Raw genomic sequence first — 21,210 nt, 5'->3', positions numbered from 1 at the left:
CTTCGTTCGCGACTGCGGGGCTCGCAAACCGGCTCACTCCTCGCGCTCACCCGGCGCGACCGCCGTCTAGGCTGCCAGCGTGCTGCTCTGCATCGACATCGGAAACACCAACACCGTGCTGGCGACCTTCGACGGCGACAAGCTGGTGCACTCCTGGCGGATCAAGACCGACGCCCGTTCCACCGCGGACGAGCTGGGGCTGATGTTCCGGGGGCTGCTGGCCGGTGACGCCGTGGAGATCACCGGGGTGGCCGCCTGCTCGACCGTGCCGGCCGCGCTGCGCTCGCTGCGTACCATGCTGGCCCGCTACTACGCGGACCTGCCGAGCGTGATCGTCGAGCCCGGGGTACGCACCGGGGTGCAGCTCGCCATCGACAACCCCAAGGAGGTCGGCGCGGACCGGGTGGTCAACACCCTCGCCGCGTACACCCTCTACGGCGGGCCGTCGATCGTGGTGGACTTCGGCACGACCACCAACTTCGACGTGATCAGCGGCCGGGGCGAGTTCCTCGGCGGCGCCTTCGCGCCGGGCATCGAGATCTCCTTCGACGCGCTGGCCGCCCGCGCCGCCCAGTTGCGCAAGGTGGAGGCGACGAAGCCCCGCTCGGTGATCGGCAAGAACACCGTGGAGTGCCTGCAGGCCGGCCTCTATTTCGGCTTCGCCGGCCAGGTCGACCGGATCGTCGAGCGGATGACCGAGGAGCTGGGCGAGGTGAAGGCGGTGATCGCCACGGGCGGCCTGGCCTCGCTGGTGCTCCACGAGTGCCGCACGATCACCCACCACGAGCCGATGATCACCCTCATCGGCCTGCGCATGGTCTACGAGCGCAACCTCTGATCGTTCGTGGGTTTCCGGGGAGCCCAACCGTCTCCGGTCGGTCCGGCTTGATCCCTCCGCCGGTCGGGCTGCCCGGAAACCCCTCCTGGTTCAGCGCCGTCGGGAGCGGAAGACGAACGTGCGGTAGGGCAGCTCGACGGTTTCCCGGCCGGCCAGGTCGGGGTGGGTGGCGAAGAGTTCCCGAAGCTTCCGGTCGACCCGCTCCTGCTCGTCCGGACCGGCCGTGAGCCAGTACGAGCGGGTGTGCAGCATGCCGATCACCTCGTCCGGGGTGAGCGTGGTGGTGTGGGCGAACTCGCCCAGCTCGACCGGCTCGAAGGCGGGGCCGAAGTCGCCGTACTTCTCGGTCACGTCGCCGGCGGTGTCGCCGAGGTGGGCGACCCGGCCCAACTCCGCCACCCAGCCGACCCGATCGTCGCGGGTGTTCCAGATCGGGGCGAAGGTGCCGCCCGGCCGGAGCACCCGGGCGATCTCCGCGTGCGCCGGCTCCTTGTCGAACCAGTGGTAGGCCTGCCCGGCCAGCACGGCGTCCGCCGACCCGTCCGGCAGCGGCACCGCCTCGGCCGTGCCCGCCAGCGGCGTCGTGCCCGGGGTCGCGACCGCCAGTTGCGCCCGCATCCCCGGATCCGGCTCCACGGGTACGACGTCGTGGCCGAGCGCGAGCACCCCGCGGGTGAGGATGCCGGTGCCCGCGCCCAGATCCACCACCCGCGCGGGCGTGGCCAGCCCGTCCAGCGCCCAGCGCAGAGCCTCCTCCGGATAGCGGGGGCGGAACCGGTCGTACGCCGCGGCGGCGACGCCGAAGGAGAGCGCCTGAGTGGGGTCCGTCATGAGCGGCAGGTTATCCCGTAACGCCCACCCAGGGCCTTGAGTACGCTCGGAGCCTGACCCCGCCGATAACTCCTTTCCTGAGGAAGCGTGCCGTGAGCGAGCAGAACGCCCTGCCAGTCGACCCCGCCGACGACCTTCCGGAGCAGATGAAGGTCCGCCGGGAGAAGCGGGACCGGATGCTCGCCGAGGGCGTCGAGCCGTACCCGGTCGGATACCTCCGGACCAGCACGCTGGCCCGGATCCGGGCGCAGTACGCCGACCTGCCCACCGACACCGCCACCGGCGACCGGGTCTCGGTCACCGGCCGGGTGATCTTCGTACGCAACACCGGCAAGCTCTGCTTCGCCACCCTGCGGGACGGCGACGGCACCGAACTCCAGGCGATGCTCTCGCTGGACCGGGTCGGCGCGGAGCGGCTGGAGGACTGGAAGCGCCTGGTCGACCTCGGTGACCACGTCGGGGTCACCGGCGAGGTGATCACCAGCCGGCGCGGCGAGCTGTCGGTGCTGGTCGAGGAGTGGGCGGTCACGGCCAAGGCGCTGCGCCCGCTGCCGGTGGCGCACAAGCCGCTCAGCGAGGAGGCCCGGGTCCGCCAGCGCTACGTGGATCTGGTCGTCCGGCCGCAGGCGCGGCAGATGGTACGCACCCGGGCCGCGGCGGTGCGCAGCCTCCGCGACACCCTGCACGCGCAGGAGTTCGTCGAGGTGGAGACCCCGATGCTCCAGTTGCTGCACGGTGGCGCGGCGGCCCGCCCATTCGTGACCCACAGCAATGCGCTCAACACCGATCTGTATCTGCGAATCGCGCCGGAACTGTTTCTCAAGCGCGCCGTGGTCGGCGGTGTGGACCGGGTCTTCGAGATCAACCGCAACTTCCGTAATGAGGGCATCGACTCCTCGCACTCGCCGGAGTTCGCGATGCTCGAGGCCTACCAGGCGTACGGCGACTACAACACGATGGCCGAGCTGACCCGTAATCTCGTGCAGCAGGCGGCGCTCGCGGTCGCCGGCTCGACGGTGGTCACCCACGCCGACGGCCGCGAGTTCGATCTGGGCGGCGAGTGGCGGTCGGTGACGCTGTTCGGTGTGCTTTCCGAAGCGCTCGGTGAGGAGGTCACCGTGCGCACCGAAAGGCCGCGCCTGGTCGAGTACGCGGAGAAGGTCGGGCTCTCCGTCGACCCCAAGTGGGGTCCGGGCAAGCTGGCCGAGGAGCTGTTCGAGGAGCTGGTCGTCCCGTCGCTGCAGGCGCCCACCTTCGTGCGCGACTACCCGGAGGAGACCAGCCCGCTGACCCGGGCGCACCGCACCGAGCCGGGCCTGGCCGAGAAGTGGGACCTCTACGTGCTCGGCTTCGAGCTGGGCACCGCGTACTCCGAGCTGGTCGACCCGGTGGTGCAGCGGGAGCGGCTGGTGGCCCAGGCGCAGCTCGCCGCCCGCGGCGACGACGAGGCCATGCGACTGGACGAGGACTTTCTCCGGGCGATGGAGTACGGAATGCCGCCGGCCGGCGGTATGGGAATGGGAATCGACCGGCTGTTGATGGCGCTGACCGGCCTGGGAATTCGGGAAACCATCCTGTTCCCGTTGGTCCGCCCCGAGTAGCCGCGAGGCAGCGCCGCGTCGTTACCGGATCCTATTGACGCGGCAAGCATCGAGGGGGTTATTGTGCTCCTGTATAAACAGGAGCACCACCCTGCTCGAAAGGAATGTGGGGATGGCCAAGCAGATCATTCACAAGCTGGTCGATGACCTGGACGGCGGGGACGCTGACGAGACCGTCAAGTTCGCGCTCGACGGCGTGCAGTACGAGATCGACCTGTCGGCTCCCAATGCCGAGAAATTGCGCGACGTATTCGCTCAGTACATCGCGCACGGCACGAAGGTCGGGCGCGGCGGGGTGGTCGTCGGTGGCCGGGCCGCGCGTGGCCGCGGCGGCGCGACCGCCGACCGCGAGCAGAACAAGGCCATCCGGGCCTGGGCGAAGAAGGCCGGCAAGGACATCTCGGACCGGGGCCGCATCCCGCAGGAGATCGTGGACGAGTACCACGCGAAGGCGGGCCACTGAGCCGACGAGCCGCAGCGGGCGACACCGACGCCGGACCGGAGTGCCACTCCGGGCCGGCGTCGCCGTTTCCGCCCCGCCGCGCCGTCTGTCCGGTCCGCCCCCGCCGGTGGCGTGCCGGGCGGGTGCCCACGAAACTTCGGCTGGGACCGGGGAAGAAAACCGTGCCGGGGGCAGTTGTCCACAGGCAGTGGAGAACCTGTCCACAGGTTGTGGATGACCGGCGGTCGGCAGCGACGCCGCCCGCCCCGCCCCGGACACCTCCGGGGAGCCCCCCGATCGGGCTTTTCCACCGACGATCGAATTTCGCTCTGCGCGTACAGGCAGGGGTACCGGAACACCTCCTGAGCGTGGACGGTTGTCAGAAACGACGCGTGAACCGGCATTCGCGGGGTCGCACGACCTCAGCGGAGTCGGTCCGCGGCGATAGAGTAAGGAGGCACGGACGCCCGTCCCGGACGTCCGCGCACCGGCCCCGCCAAGATCTAGACCATCAAGGCGCACGGCACGTGAGGAGCACGAGGGCATGTTCGAGCGGTTCACCGACCGAGCGCGACGGGTTGTCGTCCTGGCCCAGGAAGAGGCCCGGATGCTCAACCACAACTACATCGGTACGGAGCACATCCTGCTGGGCCTGATCCACGAGGGTGAGGGTGTCGCGGCAAAGGCCCTGGAGAGCCTCGGCATCTCCCTCGAGGGCGTCCGTCAGCAGGTCGAGGAGATCATCGGCCAGGGCCAGCAGGCGCCGAGCGGGCACATCCCGTTCACGCCGCGGGCCAAGAAGGTGCTGGAGCTGTCGCTGCGTGAGGCGCTGCAGCTCGGCCACAACTACATCGGCACGGAGCACATCCTGCTCGGTCTGATCCGCGAGGGTGAGGGCGTCGCCGCCCAGGTGCTGGTCAAGCTCGGCGCGGACCTCAACCGGGTCCGCCAGCAGGTGATCCAGCTGCTCTCCGGCTACCAGGGCAAGGAGCCGGCCGCGGCGGGCGCCGCGCCGGGTGAGGCCGCGCCGTCGACCAGCCTCGTGCTGGACCAGTTCGGCCGCAACCTGACCCAGGCCGCCCGCGAGGGCAAGCTGGACCCGGTCATCGGGCGCGAGAAGGAAATCGAGCGGGTCATGCAGGTGCTCTCCCGCCGTACCAAGAACAACCCGGTCCTGATCGGTGAGCCCGGCGTCGGCAAGACCGCCGTGGTGGAGGGGCTGTCCCAGAAGATCATCAAGGGCGAGGTGCCCGAGACGCTGAAGGACAAGCAGCTCTACACGCTGGACCTCGGCGCCCTGGTGGCCGGCTCGCGCTACCGCGGTGACTTCGAGGAGCGCCTGAAGAAGGTGCTCAAGGAGATCCGCACCCGCGGCGACATCATCCTGTTCATCGACGAGATCCACACCCTGGTGGGTGCGGGTGCCGCCGAGGGCGCGATCGACGCCGCCAGCATCCTCAAGCCGATGCTGGCCCGTGGCGAGCTGCAGACCATCGGCGCCACCACCCTCGACGAATACCGCAAGCACCTGGAGAAGGACGCCGCTCTCGAGCGCCGCTTCCAGCCGATCCAGGTGGGTGAGCCCTCGCTGGCCCACACCATCGAGATCCTCAAGGGCCTGCGCGACCGCTACGAGGCGCACCACCGGGTGAGCATCACCGACGCCGCCCTGGTGGCCGCCGCCACCCTGGCCGACCGGTACATCTCCGACCGCTTCCTGCCGGACAAGGCGATCGACCTGATCGACGAGGCCGGTGCCCGGATGCGGATCCGCCGGATGACCGCGCCGCCAGACCTGCGCGACTTCGACGAGCGCATCGCCCAGGTGCGCCGCGACAAGGAGTCCGCGATCGACGCGCAGGACTTCGAGCGGGCCGCTCAGCTCCGCGACAAGGAGAAGCAGCTGCTCGGCCAGAAGGCCCAGCGGGAGAAGGAGTGGAAGGCCGGCGACCTGGACGTCGTCAGCGAGGTCGACGACGAGCAGATCGCCGAGGTGCTCGGCAACTGGACCGGCATCCCGGTCTACAAGCTGACCGAGGAGGAGACCTCGCGCCTGCTGCGCATGGAGGACGAGCTGCACAAGCGCGTCATCGGCCAGGAGGACGCGGTCAAGGCGGTCTCGAAGGCGATCCGGCGTACCCGGGCCGGCCTGAAGGACCCGAAGCGCCCGTCCGGCTCGTTCATCTTCGCCGGCCCGTCCGGTGTGGGTAAGACCGAGCTGTCCAAGGCGCTCGCCGAGTTCCTGTTCGGCAGCGAGGACGCCCTCATCCAGCTGGACATGTCCGAGTTCCACGACCGGTACACGGTGTCCCGGCTGGTGGGTGCCCCTCCCGGCTACGTCGGCTACGACGAGGGCGGGCAGCTGACCGAGAAGGTGCGTCGTCGGCCGTTCTCGGTGGTCCTGTTCGACGAGATCGAGAAGGCCCACCCGGACGTGTTCAACACGCTCCTCCAGATCCTGGAGGACGGGCGGCTCACCGACGGCCAGGGTCGGATCGTGGACTTCAAGAACACGGTCATCATCCTGACCACCAACCTCGGTACGCGGGACGTCGCCAAGGCGGTCTCGATGGGCTTCCAGGCCTCTGAGGACTCCGAGTCGAACTACGACCGGATGAAGCAGAAGGTCAACGACGAGCTCAAGCAGCACTTCCGGCCCGAGTTCCTGAACCGGATCGACGACACCATCGTCTTCCACCAGCTGCGCGAGCAGGAGATCCTCTCGATCGTGGACATCATGATCCAGCGGATCGAGACCCAGCTGCGGAACAAGGACATGGGTCTGGAGCTGACCGACAACGCCAAGAAGTACCTGGCGAAGAAGGGCTTCGACCCGGTGCTGGGCGCGCGGCCGCTGCGTCGCACGATCCAGCGCGACATCGAGGACAACCTCTCCGAGCGGATCCTCTTCAACGAGCTGACCCCGGGTCAGATCGTGGTGGTGGACTGCGAGGGCGACCCGAGCAACATCGACAAGTCGAAGCTCGTCTTCCGGGGCGCCGACCGGCCGGTGGCCGTGCCGGACGCCGTCCCGGCGGACCTCGGTGGCGCCGCCACCGCGGGTGCGGACGAGTAAGACCCAGCGACAGGGCGACGGCCCCGGCAGGCGAAAGCCGCCGGGGCCGTCGCTTTTTCGCGCCCCGCCCCGCCGCGCCGGCCTGGCCCGCCGGCCAGGCGCGGCGCCGGTCCGGCCCCGCCCGCCCCGCCCTCGCGCTTGATCGGCTCCGGGTCGGCGATGTGGTGGTGTCGACGGCGGCACGATGCCGCCAGGTTGGCGATGTGGTGCTGTCGAGGGAGGTGTGATGCCGCCAGGTCGGCGAGCTGGCGCTCGGCCCCGCCAGGTGGGCGGCCTGGCATCGCCACGAAGCCTGCCCGGCATGATGCCGCCAGGTGGGCGACCTGGCGTTCGCCCCCGCCGGGTCGGCGATGTGGTGGTGTGGAGGGGGAATGATGCCGCCAGGTCGGCGACCCGGCGCTCGGCCCCGCCGGGTGGGCGATGTGGTGGTGTGGACGGGGAATGATGCCGCCAGGTCGGCGACCCGGGGCTCGCGCCGCCATGTCGGCGATGTGGTGGTGTCGAGGGCGGCATGATGCCGCCAGGTCGGCGACCTGGCATCGCCACGAAGCCTGTCCAGCGTGGGATCAGGGGTGGCGGAGGGGGATCGGGGGGCCGTCGCCGATCAGGCGGAAGGACTCCTCGCCGACGGGTTCGACCAGCCCGTCGGTGACCAGCCCGGCCAGGGCCCGGGCCCGCTGTACGTCGTCGTGCCAGACCTGGTCGAGCCGCTGGTGCGGCACCGGGCCGGTCGCCTCGCGGAGCACCGCGAGCAGCAGGCCGCGCACCTGCCGGTCGGTGCCGGCGTACCGCTGGGGGCGGCGGGTCGGGCCGGCCGGGGCCTCCTGGCCGGCGGCGCGCCAGGCGCAGACGGACTCGACCGGGCACGCCGTGCAGTGGGGGGTGCGGGCGGTGCAGACGATGGCCCCGAGTTCCATGAACGCCGCGCTGGCCAGGGCCGCCGCGGCGGGCTCCGCCGGCAGCAGTTCCTCGGTGGCCACCAGGTCGGCGGGGCGGGTGGCGGGGCCAGCGTCCGGCTCCCCGGCGATCGCCCGACAGACCACCCGTCGCACGTTGGTGTCCACCACCGGGTGCCGCTGCCCGTACGCGAACGCCGCGACCGCCCGAGCCGTGTACGTCCCGACGCCCGGCAGGGCCAGCAACTGGTCCAGCCGGTCCGGCACCTCGCCGCCGTGCCGCTCCACGATCGCCACGGCGCAGTCCCGCAGCCGTACCGCCCGGCGGGGGTAGCCGAGCCGACCCCACATCCGGATCGCCTCGGCCGGGGTGTCCTCGGCCAGTGCGAGCGGCACCGGCCACCGGGACAGCCATGCCTCCCAGGCGGGCAGCACCCGGACCACCGGAGTCTGCTGGAGCATGACCTCGCTGACCAGGATGGCCCAGGCACCGACGCCCGGCTTGCGCCACGGCAGGTCGCGGGCGTTCCGCTCGTACCACCGGCTGACCAGGGTGGCGAAGGTGGGCTCAGACATCGCGCTGCCGATCATGTCACGGACGGCTTTCCCGCAGGATGGGCGGGCTGGCCGGGCCCACGCGGCCGACCAGGGCCGACGGGGCAGAATGTCCGGATGAACGAGCTCGCGATCACCGTCATCGGCCGGGACCGGCCGGGCATCGTGGCCGACGTCGCCGAGGCCCTCGCGCGGCTCGGCGCGAACCTCACCGACTCCACGATGACCCGGTTGCGGGGGCACTTCGCGATGACTCTGATCTGCGTGGGCCCGGCCGCCGCCGAGGTCGAGGCCGCGCTGGCCCCGCTCGCCGCGGACGGCCAACTGCTGGCCACCGTACGCGCGGTCACCCCCGACGGGCGGACCGCGCCGGCCGGTGAGCCGTACGTGATGGCGGTGCACGGCGCGGACCGGATGGGCATCGTGGCGGCGATGACCCGGGTGCTGGCCGACGCGGGCGGCAACGTCACCGACCTGAGCACCCGGCTGACCGGGTCCCTCTACGTGGTGGTCGCCGAGGTGGAGTTGCCGCCGGGCAGCTCCGACGAGGTGGCCGGCCGGCTCGCCCGTACCGCTGCCGAGCTGGGCGTGGGCGTCAGCCTCCGGCCGGCGGACCCGGACCTGCTGTGACGGCCGAGTACGTCGGCCTGGGCGGCTGGACCCCCGAGGCGTTGGGCGTGCCCGGCGAGGTACGCCGAGTGGTCGCCGCGCCCGACCCGGTGCTCAGCCGCCCCGGGCCGGAGGTCGACCCGGCCTCGGCCGAGGTGGTCCGTCTCGCCGCCGACCTGGTCGCCACCATGCGGGTCTCCCCGGGGTGTGTGGGTCTCGCCGCGCCGCAGGTCGGGGTGAGTGCCCAGGTGTTCGCGGTGGACATCACCGGCCACCCGAAGGCGGTCACGGTGCACGGTACCTTCGTGCTCTGCAACGCGAAGGTGGTGGAGGCGTCCCGCTGGAAGGCCGGGCGCGAAGGCTGCATGTCGGTGCCCGACCTGACCGGTGACGTGAAGCGGGCCAGCCGGCTCGTGGTCGAGGGGGTGCTGCCGGGCAGCGGCGCGCCGGTGCGGCTGGTGACGGACGGCTTCGAGGCGCGGGCGCTCCAGCACGAGATCGACCACTGCGCCGGGCTGCTGTTCCTTGACCGGGTCGCCGGGGCGCACGCCGTCTACCAGCGCAAGGTCTATCTCTGAGCCCTGCTGGCCGGCGTCGCTCATCACCTCGCTCAGCCGGTCGCTGGCCGCGTCCGCCTGCCAGTCGGCGTGGCGCTGCGCGCCCGCCCGGAGCCGCTCGGTGACCGGTGGATGTCGACTGTGGAGGGCCTGCTCGGCCCGGTCTGTCCGCACCGGCGCGTCGCACCCCGCCGCGCGCGGTACGCCGCTACGGTGAACGCATTATGCGTATGACGGTCGGCCCCCTGCCACCCGCCGTGTACTGGCGGCGTCGCGCCGTCGTCTTCGGAGCGGGGCTTCTCTTCCTGATTGTCCTGCTCTACTCCTGCACCAGTCCGGACCCGAAGAAGACCAACGCGACGGGTGTCGATCCCTCGTCGAAGGCGTCCGCCCCGGCCGCGCAGCCGACCGGGTCGGTGCTGACGCCGACGTCCGACAGCCCGTCCCCGACCCCGGGCGACGCTGGCGGCGGCTCGGACGCCGGGCAGAGCGTCGGCGGGTCGAACGATGTGCCGGCCGCCCCGGTGGTCGATGACGGGACCTGCGCCGACTCCGAGATCAAGGTCACCCCGGTGGCGGTGCCGGCCACTGCCCAGCAGCAGACGGTGGTCACCCTCCGGCTCAAGATCAAGAACGTGTCGACCCGTACCTGCAGCCGGGACGTCGGTGCCGACCTGCAGGAGTTGTTCGTCAAGGCCGGCGCGGAGAAGGTCTGGTCCTCGGACACGTGTGGCACCGGCAAGGGCTCGGACGTGCAGTCGTTCACGCCGAACTTCGAGCGCTTCTACGAGCTGGGCTGGAACAGCCGGTACAGCACGAAGTGCGCGAACGGCCTGGCCGACGGCCCCTACGCGCAGCCCGGCACCTACCAGGTCTTCGCCCGGGTGGGCACCAAGCTCAGCGATCCGGTGAAGCTGACCATCACCGGTTGACCGGCGGCCAGCTGACTGGCCGACCGGGGTCGGCTCAGACGTACCGCTCCAGGATGGACGCCTCGGCGAGCCGGGACAGCCCCTCGCGGACGCCCCGGGCGCGGGCGTCGCCCACCCCCTCGACCGCCTGCAGGTCCTCCACCGTGGCGCCGAGCAGCCGCTGCAGGCTGCCGAAGTGCACCACCAGCCGGTCGACCACGGCCGCGGGGAGCCGGGGCACCTTGGCCAGCAGCCGGAAGCCGCGCGGGCTCACCGCCGCGTCGAGAGCGTCGGAGGCGGACGGGTAGCCGATCGCCTTGGCCACCGAGACCAGGTCGATCAGCTCGGTGGCGCCGAGCAGGTCCAGCTCGACCAGCGCCTCGTCCAGGGTGCGCGACTTGCGGCCGATCGGGAGGTAGTCCCGGATGACCAGGGTGCGGTCGGCGTCCACGCCGGCCATCAGCTCGTCGAGCTGAAGGGCGAGCAGCCGGCCGTCGGTGCCCAGCTCCACCACGTATCCGGCGATCTCGTCGGCGATCCGGCGAACCATCTCCAGCCGCTGCACCACGGCCACCGCGTCGCGTACGGTCACCAGGTCTTCGATCTCCAGGGCGGAGAGGGTGCCGGACACCTCGTCGAGGCGGAGCTTGTAGCGCTCCAGGGTGGCCAGGGCCTGGTTGGCGCGGGACAGGATGGCCGCCGAGTCGTCCAGCACGTGCCGCTGACCGTTGACGTAGAGGCTGATGATCCGCATGGACTGGCTCACCGAGATGACCGGGTAGCCGGTCTGCCGGGCCACCCGCTCCGCCGTGCGGTGCCGGGTGCCGGACTCCTCGGTGGGGATGGACGGGTCGGGCATCAGGTGCACGGCGGCCCGGACGATGCGGGTGCCGTCGCTGGAGAGCACCACGGCGCCGTCCATCTTGCACAGCTCCCGGACCCGGGTGGCGGAGAACTCCACGTCCAGCGGGAAGCCGCCGGTGCAGATCTGCTCGACGATCTTGTCGTAACCGAGGACGATGAGCGCGCCGGTGCGGCCGCGCAGGATGCGTTCGAGCCCGTCGCGCAGCGCGGTGCCGGGCGCCATCAGGGCGAGGTTGGCGCGCAGCGGATCCCCGCCGGCGCCGACGCCTCCGGTGACGGTCACGTTGATCGGACGGGCGGGGGAGCCCACCGCGCCGGTGCGGGCGTGCGGCGTCGCCGCGGCGGGCTTGGTGGCATCGCGGTCGATCGGCACGGGCACAGTCTACGGACTGCCCTGCGGTGGGTGCTCTCGTGGTTACTGTGATGTGTCACGATGTCCTGCTTCGGTGATCGACGACCGGATGCGCGCGCTGTCCGAAATCGCCCAGCCGGTGCCGCCCCCGCCGCCCCACGGTTCACTCGGCGGACGCACGGGCGGCCGCCTGGAGCGCGGCGCGCACGTCCGTGACCTCGATCACGGTCATGTTGTCCGGGGCCACCCCGCTGCTGGTCGGACCGCAGCCCGGTGGCACCAGGGCCAGCCGGAAACCGAGCCGGGCCGCCTCGGCCAGCCGGCGGGGGACCGCGCCGACCCGGCGTACCTCGCCGGTGAGCCCGACCTCGCCGATCGCCACCAGATGCGGGGCGATGGCCAGGTTGAGGCCGCCGGACGCGACCGCGAGGGCCACGGCCAGGTCGGCCGCCGGCTCGACCACCCGGATGCCGCCGACCGTGGCGGCGAAGACCTCCCGGTCGTGCAGGGTCAGCCGCTCGGTCCGCCGCTGGAGCACCGCCAGCACCATCGCCAGCCGGGCCCCGTCCAGCCCGGAGACCGTGCGCCGGGGCGAGCCGGCGACGGTGGCCCCGATCAGTGCCTGCACCTCGGTCACCAGGGCCCGGCGCCCCTCCATCGCCACGGTGACGCAGGTGCCCGGCACCGGCTCGGCGTAGCGGGTCAGGAAGAGCCCGGACGGGTCGGCCAGGCTGCTGATGCCCCCCTCGTGCATCTCGAAGCAGCCCACCTCGTCCGCCGCGCCGAACCGGTTCTTCACCCCCCGGACCATGCGCAGCGACGAGTGCTTGTCGCCCTCGAAGTGCAGCACCACGTCGACCAGGTGCTCCAGCACCCGGGGGCCGGCGACCTGACCGTCCTTCGTCACGTGGCCGACCAGCACGGTGGCGATGCCGCGCTCCTTCGCGACCGCCACCAGGGCCGCGGTGACCGCCCGGACCTGGGTCACCCCGCCCGGCACGCCCTCCGCACCGGTGGTCGAGACGGTCTGCACCGAGTCGAGCACCAGCAGCCCCGGCTTGACCGCGTCGAGATGGCCCAGCACCGCCGACAGGTCGCTCTCGGCGGCCAGGTAGAGCTGCTCGTGCAGGGTGCCCATCCGCTCGGCGCGCAGCCGCACCTGGCTGACCGACTCCTCGCCGCTGACCACCAGGGACGGGCTGCCGGCGTTGGCCGCCCACTGCTGGGCGACGTCGAGCAGCAGCGTCGACTTGCCCACCCCCGGCTCGCCGGCGAGCAGCACCACCGCGCCGGGCACGAGGCCACCACCGAGCACCCGGTCGAGCTCGCTGACCCCGGTCGGCCGGGCCCGGGCCGGCGCGGCGCTGATGGTGGCGATCGGGCGGGCCGGCTCGGCGGGCATCCGGGAGCTGACCACCCGGCCGGAGACCAGCGGGCCGGTGACGGTGCACTCGACCACCGAGCCCCACTCGCCGCACTCCGGGCAGCGCCCGACCCACTTGGGCGGCTGGTGGCCGCAGGCGTCGCACTCGTACGCCGGGCGCGGCTCACGGCCAGCGCCCCGGCTTCGGCCGGCGGCGGTGGTGGAGGTGCGGGACGACGTCGATCGGGAGGTGCTCACGTCAGGACGCTAACCGGGCGGTACGACGAAAGCCCACCCGGAAACGACGACACCGCCGGCGTGGCGCTGGCCACACCGGCGGTGTCGTCGACGAATGGGTCGGTCAGCTGTGGGTGACGCCCGTGGCGCCGCCCTCCTCCAGGCCTCCGGGGTGGCCCGCGCCGCCCTCCTCACGGGGCTGGACGACCGGCGAGGGGCGCGCGGCCGGGGTCAGCGGGACGCCGACCGGGGCGGCGGTCTTGATGGTCTTGCCATTGCCGAAGTCGAAGGTCAGGACGACCTGCTGGCCGGAGAGCAGCTTGTCGTTCAGGCCGACGAGCTGGAGGAACCGCCCGTTGCTGCTGTTGAGCTGGGCGTAGCCGAGCGCCGGGATCTCGATCCGGGCCGGCTCGGTGGGCGTGGCCGACTCGCTCGGCGAGGCCGACGGGCTGGCCGACTCGGCGGCGCTGGCGGAGGCCGACGGCTCGGTCGGGCTGGGCGACGCCGACATGGGCTCGGTGGCCGACTCGCTCGGGCTCGCCTGGGCGCCGCTCGGGGTGCCGCCGTTCAGCACGACGTCGCGGGCGCTCTCGGTGGTGACGGTAACGGTGACCGCGGACCGGCTGTCGTTGTAGATCACCATGTTGAGCGCCGCGTTGCCGCCCGCCGGGTAGCCTTCGACGCCCGGGAACTGCACGTACAGGCCGCGCACCGCGTAGAGGTTGTCGGGGGTCTGGACGGCGACGCCCTGCACCGACGGGATCTTCTTGGCGGTCTCGGCCACCTGGCCGGCGCCACACCCGGACAGCAGCAGGCTCGTCGCCGCCGCCGTACCAGCCAGCAACAGGGCCGCCCGCCGGGAACCCCTGATCGAGCGCGTCACGTCGGTCCTCCTCGTCACGATCCCCACCCGGCCGTACGCCGGACACGGGGTGGCCATACCCGCGCAGACCGCGCTCCAGGGTAGTTGTAGCTGATCGAGGCCCGCACGCCGACCCGGACATGCCACCTTCCCGGTGACCCGTCAGACCACCCGACCGTTCGCCACCAGCAGGACCACATCGATGAGCGCCACCAGCATCACCGCCCGGAAGGCGGCCACCGGCCGGCCCCCGGGCCGGGTCGCGACCCGTCCGCCGTACCAGCCGAGGGCCGGCACCAGGACGGCGGCGGCGACCGCCGACAGGCCCGCCCACGACGGACGCCCGGGCGGGCCGACGACCAGGACGACGGTGGCCGCGAGGAGCAGCCCGGCGGCGGCCGACCGGCTGCCCGCCGGGCCGAGCCGGTGCGGCAGCCCGCGCACCCCGGTGCGGGCGTCGTCGGCCAGGTCAGGCAGGACGTTGGCGAAGTGGGCCCCGGCGCCCAGGCAGGCGGCGGCGGCCACCAGCCAGACCGGGGGCGTGGGCGCGCCCGGCAGGGCCAGCACCACGAACGCGGGCAGTGAGCCGAAGGAGACCGCGTACGGCAGCACCGAGACGGGGGTCGACTTCAGCGGCCAGTTGTAGAGCAGCCCGGACACCAGCCCGAGCGTCACGCAGAGCGCCGCCACACCGCCCGTGAGCAGCGCCACCACCGGGGTGGCGACGGCGGCCGCGACGGCGGCGCGGGCGAGAGTACGCCGCCCGACCAGTCCGCTGGCCACCGGCTTGTCGGTACGTCCCACCGTGGCGTCCCGGTCGGCGTCGATCAGGTCGTTGCTCCAGCCGACGGCGAGCTGGCTGGCCAGCACGGTGAGCACCACGGCGGCGATCCCGGCCGGCCGGTGCCCGACGCCCCAGGCCAGCAGCCCGGCCACCACGGTGACCGCGGCGGCCGGCTCTGGATGGCTCGCCCTGATCAGCCCTAACACCGACGACGACATAAGAGAAGTCTGGTCGTTACCGGGGAGTCGTGCCACGCTCTGTCCATGCGAGACGCACCCGCGGTGTCCACCTCGCCCCGGGTGCTGCCGCCCAACGATCCCCGCCAGTACGACGACCTGGCCGGCGAGTGGTGGCGCCCGGACGGCGCGTTCGCGATGCTGCACTGGCTGGCCCGGGCCCGGGCCGACCTGGTGCCCCCGGCGTCCAGGAGGGACGCCGTCCTGGTCGACCTCGGCTGCGGTGCCGGACTGCTCGCCCCGCACCTGGTCGGCAAGGGCTACCGGCACATCGGGGTGGACCTCACCCGCTCCGCCCTCGACCAGGCTGCCACGCACGGGGTGACCGCGGTCCGGGCCGACGCCACCGCGGTCCCGCTCGCGGCCGGCTGCGCCGACGTGGTGTCCGCCGGCGAGCTGCTGGAGCACGTGCCGGACTGGCGACGTGCGGTGGCCGAGGCGTGCCGCCTGCTGCGGCCGGGCGGCCTGCTGGTGCTGGACACCCTCAACGACACCGTGCTGGCCCGGCTGGTCGCCGTGGAGATCGGCGAACGGCTGCCCACCGTGCCGCGCGGCATCCACGATCCACGGTTGTTCGTGGACGCCCGCGCGCTGGTCGCCGAGTGCGCCCGACACGGCGTGGCGCTGCGCTTGCGCGGGATCCGTCCCGAGCTGGGTGGGACGCTGGCCTGGCTGCTGCGCCGGATGCGGAGCGGCGCCACCGACCGTCCGGCCGGGCGGACGCCCCGGATCGTGCCGACCTGGTCCAGAGCCGTGCTCTACCAGGGCCAGGGGGTCCGGCACGGATAGCCGGGGCCGGCCGGGGTAGAGGGACGCCGAGAAGGGGGCGACATGACTGTGCACGCGCTGGAGGCGGCCCGCCGGTTGGCGCCGCGACTGGCCGCCCGCGCGGCGGACCACGACCGGGACGGCTCCTTTCCGGTCGACGACTTCGCCGACCTGCGGGAGGCCGGGCTGTTCGGGCTGATGGTGCCCCGGGAGCTGGGCGGCGCGGGCGCCAGCTTCGCCGGGTACGCCGCCGTCGCCACCGAGCTGGCCCGGGGCAACGGCGCCACCGCGCTGGTGTTCAACATGCACGCCTCGGTCACCGGGGCGCTCGGCGCGGTCACCGAGGAGTTGGCCGAGGCGCTCGGCGTACCGGACGAGGCGCTGGCCGCCCGGGACCGGCTGCTCCGCGCGGCGGCCGAGGGGGCCTGGTACGCGGTGGCGATGAGTGAGCGCGGCGCCGGTGCCCGACTGTCCCAGCTCAGCACGGTGTACGAGCCGGTCGACGGGGGTTGGCACATCAAGGGCAGCAAGACCTTCTGCTCCGGTGCCGGGCACCCGGACGGCTACCTGGTGGCCGCCCGCAGCGCCGCCGACCAGGGGGTGGTCTCCCAGTTCCTCGTCCCGGCCGGCGCGGGGATCACCGTCGAGCCCACCTGGGACTCGCTCGGCATGCGCGCCACCTCCTCGCACGACCTGCACCTGGACGTCACCGTGCCCGCCGACCGGCTGCTCGGTGGGGTGGAGGGGCTGGCCCTGGTGGTCGCCCAGCTCATGCCGCACTGGTTGGTGGCCAGCTACGCCGCCGTGTACGTGGGGGTGGCCCGGGCGGCGATCGAGGCCGCCGCCGAGCACCTGAACGCCCGTAACCTCGCCGGTCTGCCGGCGGTCCGGGCCCGGCTGGGCCGGGCGGACGCGGCGGTCGCGGCGGCGGAGCTGGTGGTGGCCGAGGCGGCCCGCCGGGTCGACGAGGCGCCCGGCGACGCGGAGACCAACCGCTGGGTGTGGCGGGCCAAGCTGCTCGCCGGCACCACCGCCGCCGACGTGGCGGCGTCCATGCTGGAGGCCGCCGGCACCTCGGCCACCCGCCGGGGTCACCCGCTGGAGCGGCTCTACCGGGACGCCCGGTGCGGCTCGCTGCATCCGGCGACCTCCGACGTCTGCGCCGACTGGCTCGGCATCGCCGCGCTCGGCGGCGACCCGGACCGTGACGGCTCGACGCCCCGCTGGTGAGCGTCGACGGCCGCCCACCGGGGTCGCCGATGAGCGCGGCGAGCCGGCCGCGCAGTCGCGAGCGGGACATGGTCGTTGGTGAGCGCGAGGAGTGAGCCGGTTTTGCGTGCCCCGCAGTCGCGAACGGGAGATGGTCGTTGGTGAAGCGTGGGATCGGGAACGAGAGGTGGGCGACATGGCCGTGCCGGTGATCGCGGGGGTGGGTACGGCGTTGCCGCCGGCCACCGGGCAGGACGAGCTCTGGGACGGCTTCTTCGCGAAACACTTCTCCGGGACCACCCACGCCCTGGCCGAACGCATCTTCGCCAACTCCGGGGTGTCCCGCCGGCAGGCGGCGGTGAACCCGCTGCTGGAAGACGTCTCCGAGTGGCCCACCGAGCGCCGGATGCGGCGCTACCAGGTCGAGGCGTTGCCGCTCGGCAAGGAGGCGGTGGGCCGGGCGCTCACCGCCGCCGGCCTGGACGCCGGTGACATCGGGCTGTTCCTGGTCTGCTCCTGCACCGGGTACGCCACCCCGGGGCTGGACATCCTGCTCGCCCGGGATCTGGGCATGGCCCCGGACACCCAGCGCATGTTCGTCGGCCACATGGGCTGCTACGCGGCCCTGCCGGGGCTCGGCGCGGCCAGCGACTTCGTCACCGCCCGGCGCCGCCCGGCGCTGCTGCTCTGCGCCGAGCTGACCAGCCTGCACATCCAGCCCGCCGGGGTCCGGGTGGACACCCAGCAGATCGTCTCGCACGCGCTCTTCTCGGACGCCGCGGTCGCCGCCGTGCTCGTCCCCGGCGGCCGGGGGTACGCGCTGCGGGAAGTTGCCTCGGTCACCGACACCTCGACCGCCGACCACATGACCTGGGACGTCACCGACACCGGCTTCCGGATGGGGCTGTCGCCGAAGGTCCCGCAGGTGCTCTCGCGCCACGTCCGGCGGCTGGTCGACGAGCTGCTGGCCCGGCACGGGCGGACGGTCTCCGAGGTGGACGGCTGGGCGGTGCACCCGGGCGGCCCGCGCATCCTCAACGTGGTGGACCGCGAGCTGGCTCTGCCGCCGGACGCCCTCGCGGCGTCCCGGACCACGCTGGACCAGCACGGCAACTGCTCGTCCCCCACGGTGCTGCTGATCCTGGACCGGCTCCGCCGGGCCCAGACCCCGCCGGAACGGATCGTGATGCTCGCGTTCGGACCGGGCCTGACCCTGTACGCCGCCCTGCTCGACCGCACCGGATGACCGGCCGGTCCCACGGGACGGTGCCGGCCGGGTCGCGCGGCTACCCTGACCGGATGGGCGCCGACGACCGGGTACGGGGTGCGCTGCTGGCCGGGCTGACGGTGGCCGCGCTGGCCGCCGGTGGCTGGTGGTGGCAGCGGTCGGCGCCGGCCCTCGGCGAGACGGGCGCCTCACCCAGCCCGTCGGCGGGTGCCTTCCTCGAGCCCGGGGTGCGGCTGGCCGACCCGGACACCAGGCGGGTGACCGCCGACCCGGATGCGAGGCGGGTGACCGTCGACCCGGAGACCGGGCAGGTGCTCCCGGGGCCGGAGGCCGATCCGGACGCGGGCCTGGTCGTGCACCAGGAGCCGGGCGCCGCCGCGGAGATGCTGAGCTCGCACGCCATCTGGGCGGAGCGGTCCCAGCTCGCCCCGGGAGACGATCCACTGGTCCGGCAGGCCAACCCCTCGGCCGGCGAGCGCCACCTGCTCACGGTGTCCTGCAGCGGCCCGGGGACGCTGACGGTGGCCTACTCCGGCTCGGACCAGGACGGCACGCCACTGACCACGACCTGTGCGGAGACGCCGCTCGCCCGCCGGATCGACGCCGCCGGCGGCCCGTTGCTGGTGCGGTTCACCGTCGCCGGCGGCGCGGTCGACCTGGACGCCCGGCTCGTGGCCCTGTTCTGAACGCCCGATCAGCCGGCGATGCGAGCCAGGTCGTCGCGGTACTGCTCGACCGCGCCCAGCTCGGGGACGATCCGCACCAGGGTGCCGTCCCGGTCCACCAGCAGCGCGGGGGCCGTACCTGGGCGGGCGGCGAGGTGGGCGTAGGCGCGCAGCCCGCCGGCCGGGTCGGCGAGCGCGCGTACCCCGGGTGCGGTGGCGGGCTCGACCCGGCGGCCCTCGGTGACGGTGACCACGGTGACGCTCGGGGGTGCGGCGGCCGCCGCCTGGGTGACCTGTTCCGCGCAGGCGCAGGCGTCCACCAGGACGATCATCGCCGGCAGCAGGCTGCGTAGCGGCACCGGGGACTCCCCGGCGCCGACCAGGTCGAGCGCGGGGAGTGGCCCGACCGCGACCGGGGTGGCCGTCGGGTACGGGAGGACGGTCGGGCTGCCGCCGGAGCGTGACGAGCGGGGCCAGGTGACCGCCGCCAGCCCGGTGAGGGTGATCAACACGGACACCAGCAGCACCAGGACCGGCAGCCCGAGCGGCGGGCGGCCGTCCGGCCGGGGGGTGAGGCCGAGCCGGCGGCGCCAGCCCACTCGCCGGCGGAGGCGGCGCAGTTCGCGGCAGACCTGCCGGGCCTCGTGGGCGAGCGCCGAGGCGTCATCGGGGATGACCACCCGCCCCCACTCCGGGGGCAGGTCGGGCAGCCCGTCCGGTGGCCCTTGGCCTTCAGCGTCAGGCATGCCCATCGGACCCCCAGGAACCGTCTCGGTGAGCGGACGTCGCGTCCACCTCCAGCCTCCCGCACCGCTCGGCGTACCGCCACACCTGGGCGCACTCCGGATTCCGGGGCTACCATGGGAGGAGCGCATCGCCCTAGACATCCACGCTTCCGTCACCCGCACCGGGTTGTCATCCGCTGGTCACGGAGCGTGTCGAAAGCGTCGGTTTGACCGCCTGTCAAGCTGAAGAAATACCTCTCACAGGGCCCCTGAGCTGCGCCAACGGTCAGGACAGCGGTGAGACATCGGTGCCTGAGCGTGTTACCCTAGACACAGCGAAAGGGGTTTCGAACCTATGGTTTTCAGTGTCGGCGAGACCGTTGTTTACCCCCACCACGGGGCCGCACTCATCGAGGCAATCGAGACTCGGGTCATCAAGGGCGAGCCCAAGCAGTACCTCGTCCTGAGGGTCGCGCAGGGTGACCTTACGGTCCGGGTGCCCGCTGAGAACGCCGAGATCGTGGGTGTGCGTGAGGTGGTCGGCGAAGAGGGCCTGGGCAAGGTCTTCGACGTGCTCCGCGCACCGCACACCGAGGAGCCGACCAACTGGTCGCGGCGTTACAAGGCGAATCTGGAGAAGCTGGCCTCCGGCAACCCGCTGAAGGTCGCCGAGGTCGTCCGCGACCTGTGGCGCCGGGAGCGGGAGCGGGGTCTGTCCGCGGGTGAGAAGCGCATGCTCGCCAAGGCCCGCGACATTCTCGTCGGCGAGGTCGCGCTGGCCGAGAAGAGCACCAAGGACGAGGCGGAGACGCTGCTCGACAAGGTGCTGACCGAGGCCTGAGTTCCACAGCATCGTCGTACCCACCCCGTAGCAAAGAAATCCGAGGACCGCGACGTGACCGCGCAGCTCAATCCGCGCGGTGACGTCGCGGTCCTTGTTCCTGCGGCCGGTGCCGGCGTACGCCTCGGCCCCGGCGCCCCCAAGGCGCTCCGGCCGCTCGCCGGCGAGCCGCTGCTGGTGCACGCGGTACGCCGGATCGCGGCGGCGCCCTCGGTGCACACCGTCGTGGTGGCCGCCCCGGCCGCCGACGTCGAGCCGGTCCGGGCGATGCTCGCGCCGGTCGCCCCGGTGATCGTGGTGCCCGGCGGCGCGGACCGCCAGGCGTCCGTGGCCGCCGCGCTGGCTGCCGTCCCCACCGGGCCGGAGATCGTCCTGGTGCACGACGCGGCCCGCGCGCTGACCCCGCCGGCACTGATCGAGTCGGTCGCCGCGGCCGTCCGCTCCGGGCACGACGCGGTGATCCCGGTGCTCCCCGTGGTCGACACGATCAAGGAGGTCGGCACCGGCGAACTCGTCCTCGGCACGGTCGACCGGTCCGCACTGCGGGCCGTGCAGACCCCGCAGGGCTTCCGCCGGACGGTGCTGGCCGCCGCCCACGCGGCGACCAGCGACCCGCTCACCGACGACGCCGGCCTGGTGGAGAAGCAGGGCGTGCCGGTGATCTGCGTCCCCGGCTCGGAGTACGCCCTCAAGGTCACCCGGCCGTTCGACCTGGCCCTCGCCGAGTACCTGCTCTCAGCCGGTCAGGCGGGTTAGCGCC

At 73.0% G+C, this 21,210-nt stretch carries 20 protein-coding genes; 13 read left to right on the top strand and 7 right to left on the bottom strand.

Annotated elements, in window-relative coordinates; genetic code table 11:
- Positions 1-79: 79 nt before the first annotated feature.
- A complete protein-coding gene (locus tag ACY34I_RS10050) occupies positions 80-838 on the top strand; it encodes a type III pantothenate kinase (RefSeq protein WP_148793149.1) in 759 nt (252 codons plus the stop codon).
- 90 nt (positions 839-928) lie between these two features.
- Here ACY34I_RS10050 and ACY34I_RS10045 read toward each other — a convergent pair whose 3' ends face one another.
- Complete coding sequence (locus tag ACY34I_RS10045) at positions 929-1,669, bottom strand: class I SAM-dependent methyltransferase (protein ID WP_462754314.1); 741 nt, start codon at positions 1,667-1,669, stop codon at positions 929-931.
- Positions 1,670-1,761: 92 nt separating this feature from the next.
- Here ACY34I_RS10045 and lysS point away from each other — a divergent pair, with 92 nt between their 5' ends.
- The 3 genes from lysS to ACY34I_RS10030 all read left to right on the top strand — a co-directional run bounded on the left by lysS (position 1,762) and on the right by ACY34I_RS10030 (position 6,788).
- Complete coding sequence (gene lysS, locus ACY34I_RS10040; protein ID WP_462754313.1) at positions 1,762-3,270, top strand: lysine--tRNA ligase; 1,509 nt, start codon at positions 1,762-1,764, stop codon at positions 3,268-3,270.
- A 112-nt stretch (positions 3,271-3,382) separates the two neighbouring features.
- Positions 3,383-3,733, top strand: a complete 351-nt coding sequence (locus ACY34I_RS10035; protein WP_148793152.1) for a histone-like nucleoid-structuring protein Lsr2 — start codon at positions 3,383-3,385, stop codon at positions 3,731-3,733.
- A 523-nt stretch (positions 3,734-4,256) separates the two neighbouring features.
- On the top strand, positions 4,257-6,788 hold the full coding sequence (locus tag ACY34I_RS10030; protein WP_462754312.1) for an ATP-dependent Clp protease ATP-binding subunit: 2,532 nt from the start codon (positions 4,257-4,259) through the stop codon (positions 6,786-6,788).
- Positions 6,789-7,354: 566 nt separating this feature from the next.
- On the opposite strand, the gene ACY34I_RS10025 is transcribed toward ACY34I_RS10030, so the two are convergent.
- On the bottom strand, positions 7,355-8,260 hold the full coding sequence (locus ACY34I_RS10025; protein ID WP_462754311.1) for an HhH-GPD family protein: 906 nt from the start codon (positions 8,258-8,260) through the stop codon (positions 7,355-7,357).
- Between the two features lie 96 nt (positions 8,261-8,356).
- Between ACY34I_RS10025 and ACY34I_RS10020 the strand changes: the two genes are divergently transcribed.
- The 3 genes from ACY34I_RS10020 (at position 8,357) to ACY34I_RS10010 (ending at position 10,337) form a co-directional block, all read left to right on the top strand.
- The gene (locus ACY34I_RS10020; RefSeq protein WP_357439579.1) at positions 8,357-8,869 is read left to right on the top strand and encodes a glycine cleavage system transcriptional repressor; all 513 of its coding nucleotides are present in this window, start codon (positions 8,357-8,359) and stop codon (positions 8,867-8,869) included.
- Positions 8,866-9,426 carry a peptide deformylase gene (locus ACY34I_RS10015; RefSeq protein ID WP_462754310.1) on the top strand — a complete coding sequence of 187 codons (561 nt, stop codon included), beginning with the start codon at positions 8,866-8,868 and terminating at the stop codon, positions 9,424-9,426. Before ACY34I_RS10020 ends, ACY34I_RS10015 begins: the two co-directional genes overlap by 4 nt.
- Before the next feature lie 203 nt (positions 9,427-9,629).
- On the top strand, positions 9,630-10,337 hold the full coding sequence (locus ACY34I_RS10010; protein WP_462754309.1) for a hypothetical protein: 708 nt from the start codon (positions 9,630-9,632) through the stop codon (positions 10,335-10,337).
- A gap of 34 nt (positions 10,338-10,371) precedes the next feature.
- On the opposite strand, the gene disA is transcribed toward ACY34I_RS10010, so the two are convergent.
- The 4 genes from disA to ACY34I_RS09990 form a co-directional block, all read right to left on the bottom strand.
- Positions 10,372-11,553 (bottom strand): DNA integrity scanning diadenylate cyclase DisA, encoded by a 1,182-nt coding sequence (gene disA, locus ACY34I_RS10005; protein WP_148793158.1) that lies wholly within the window; start codon positions 11,551-11,553, stop codon positions 10,372-10,374.
- 142 nt (positions 11,554-11,695) lie between these two features.
- Entirely contained in the window at positions 11,696-13,153 is a 1,458-nt protein-coding gene (gene radA / locus ACY34I_RS10000; protein WP_462754308.1) for a DNA repair protein RadA, read from the bottom strand.
- A gap of 103 nt (positions 13,154-13,256) precedes the next feature.
- Entirely contained in the window at positions 13,257-14,015 is a 759-nt protein-coding gene (locus ACY34I_RS09995; protein WP_462754307.1) for a hypothetical protein, read from the bottom strand.
- A 141-nt stretch (positions 14,016-14,156) separates the two neighbouring features.
- Positions 14,157-14,996: a UbiA family prenyltransferase gene (locus tag ACY34I_RS09990; protein ID WP_462754372.1), complete on the bottom strand. Its 840-nt coding sequence runs from the start codon at positions 14,994-14,996 to the stop codon at positions 14,157-14,159.
- A gap of 45 nt (positions 14,997-15,041) precedes the next feature.
- Here ACY34I_RS09990 and ACY34I_RS09985 point away from each other — a divergent pair, with 45 nt between their 5' ends.
- From ACY34I_RS09985 to ACY34I_RS09970, 4 genes are all read left to right on the top strand, one after another.
- Positions 15,042-15,803 carry a methyltransferase domain-containing protein gene (locus tag ACY34I_RS09985; protein ID WP_462754306.1) on the top strand — a complete coding sequence of 254 codons (762 nt, stop codon included), beginning with the start codon at positions 15,042-15,044 and terminating at the stop codon, positions 15,801-15,803.
- Between the two features lie 42 nt (positions 15,804-15,845).
- Positions 15,846-17,012 carry an acyl-CoA dehydrogenase family protein gene (locus ACY34I_RS09980; protein ID WP_462754305.1) on the top strand — a complete coding sequence of 389 codons (1,167 nt, stop codon included), beginning with the start codon at positions 15,846-15,848 and terminating at the stop codon, positions 17,010-17,012.
- A 175-nt stretch (positions 17,013-17,187) separates the two neighbouring features.
- Complete coding sequence (locus tag ACY34I_RS09975; RefSeq protein WP_462754304.1) at positions 17,188-18,237, top strand: type III polyketide synthase; 1,050 nt, start codon at positions 17,188-17,190, stop codon at positions 18,235-18,237.
- A gap of 53 nt (positions 18,238-18,290) precedes the next feature.
- Positions 18,291-18,905: a hypothetical protein gene (locus ACY34I_RS09970; RefSeq protein WP_462754303.1), complete on the top strand. Its 615-nt coding sequence runs from the start codon at positions 18,291-18,293 to the stop codon at positions 18,903-18,905.
- Between the two features lie 8 nt (positions 18,906-18,913).
- On the opposite strand, the gene ACY34I_RS09965 is transcribed toward ACY34I_RS09970, so the two are convergent.
- A complete protein-coding gene (locus ACY34I_RS09965; protein ID WP_462754302.1) occupies positions 18,914-19,636 on the bottom strand; it encodes a hypothetical protein in 723 nt (240 codons plus the stop codon).
- Positions 19,637-19,964: 328 nt separating this feature from the next.
- On the opposite strand from ACY34I_RS09965, the gene ACY34I_RS09960 reads away from it, so the two are divergent.
- Positions 19,965-20,450 carry a CarD family transcriptional regulator gene (locus tag ACY34I_RS09960; RefSeq protein ID WP_007073334.1) on the top strand — a complete coding sequence of 162 codons (486 nt, stop codon included), beginning with the start codon at positions 19,965-19,967 and terminating at the stop codon, positions 20,448-20,450.
- Between the two features lie 54 nt (positions 20,451-20,504).
- On the top strand, positions 20,505-21,206 hold the full coding sequence (gene ispD, locus ACY34I_RS09955; protein ID WP_462754301.1) for a 2-C-methyl-D-erythritol 4-phosphate cytidylyltransferase: 702 nt from the start codon (positions 20,505-20,507) through the stop codon (positions 21,204-21,206).
- The last annotated feature ends 4 nt before the right edge of the window (positions 21,207-21,210 follow it).

This window comes from Micromonospora sp. RTBAU3-60, from assembly GCF_054963695.1.
The sequence above is the reverse complement of the archived record's forward strand: the minus strand, read 5'-3'. Positions and strand labels throughout refer to the sequence as shown.

Bases quoted from the DNA above. Each gene is read 5' to 3' on its own strand.
- ACY34I_RS10045 (WP_462754314.1), bottom strand. From the start codon at position 1,669: ATGACGGACCCCACTCAGGCGCTCTCCTTCGGCGTCGCCGCCGCGGCG.
- ACY34I_RS10035 (WP_148793152.1), top strand. From the start codon at position 3,383: ATGGCCAAGCAGATCATTCACAAGCTGGTCGATGACCTGGACGGCGGG.
- ACY34I_RS10030 (WP_462754312.1), top strand. From the start codon at position 4,257: ATGTTCGAGCGGTTCACCGACCGAGCGCGACGGGTTGTCGTCCTGGCC.
- ACY34I_RS10025 (WP_462754311.1), bottom strand. From the start codon at position 8,260: ATGTCTGAGCCCACCTTCGCCACCCTGGTCAGCCGGTGGTACGAGCGG.
- ACY34I_RS10020 (WP_357439579.1), top strand. From the start codon at position 8,357: ATGAACGAGCTCGCGATCACCGTCATCGGCCGGGACCGGCCGGGCATC.
- ACY34I_RS10010 (WP_462754309.1), top strand. From the start codon at position 9,630: ATGCGTATGACGGTCGGCCCCCTGCCACCCGCCGTGTACTGGCGGCGT.
- ACY34I_RS09990 (WP_462754372.1), bottom strand. From the start codon at position 14,996: ATGTCGTCGTCGGTGTTAGGGCTGATCAGGGCGAGCCATCCAGAGCCG.
- ACY34I_RS09985 (WP_462754306.1), top strand. From the start codon at position 15,042: ATGCGAGACGCACCCGCGGTGTCCACCTCGCCCCGGGTGCTGCCGCCC.
- ACY34I_RS09980 (WP_462754305.1), top strand. From the start codon at position 15,846: ATGACTGTGCACGCGCTGGAGGCGGCCCGCCGGTTGGCGCCGCGACTG.
- ACY34I_RS09975 (WP_462754304.1), top strand. From the start codon at position 17,188: ATGGCCGTGCCGGTGATCGCGGGGGTGGGTACGGCGTTGCCGCCGGCC.
- ACY34I_RS09970 (WP_462754303.1), top strand. From the start codon at position 18,291: ATGGGCGCCGACGACCGGGTACGGGGTGCGCTGCTGGCCGGGCTGACG.
- ACY34I_RS09965 (WP_462754302.1), bottom strand. From the start codon at position 19,636: ATGGGCATGCCTGACGCTGAAGGCCAAGGGCCACCGGACGGGCTGCCC.
- ACY34I_RS09960 (WP_007073334.1), top strand. From the start codon at position 19,965: ATGGTTTTCAGTGTCGGCGAGACCGTTGTTTACCCCCACCACGGGGCC.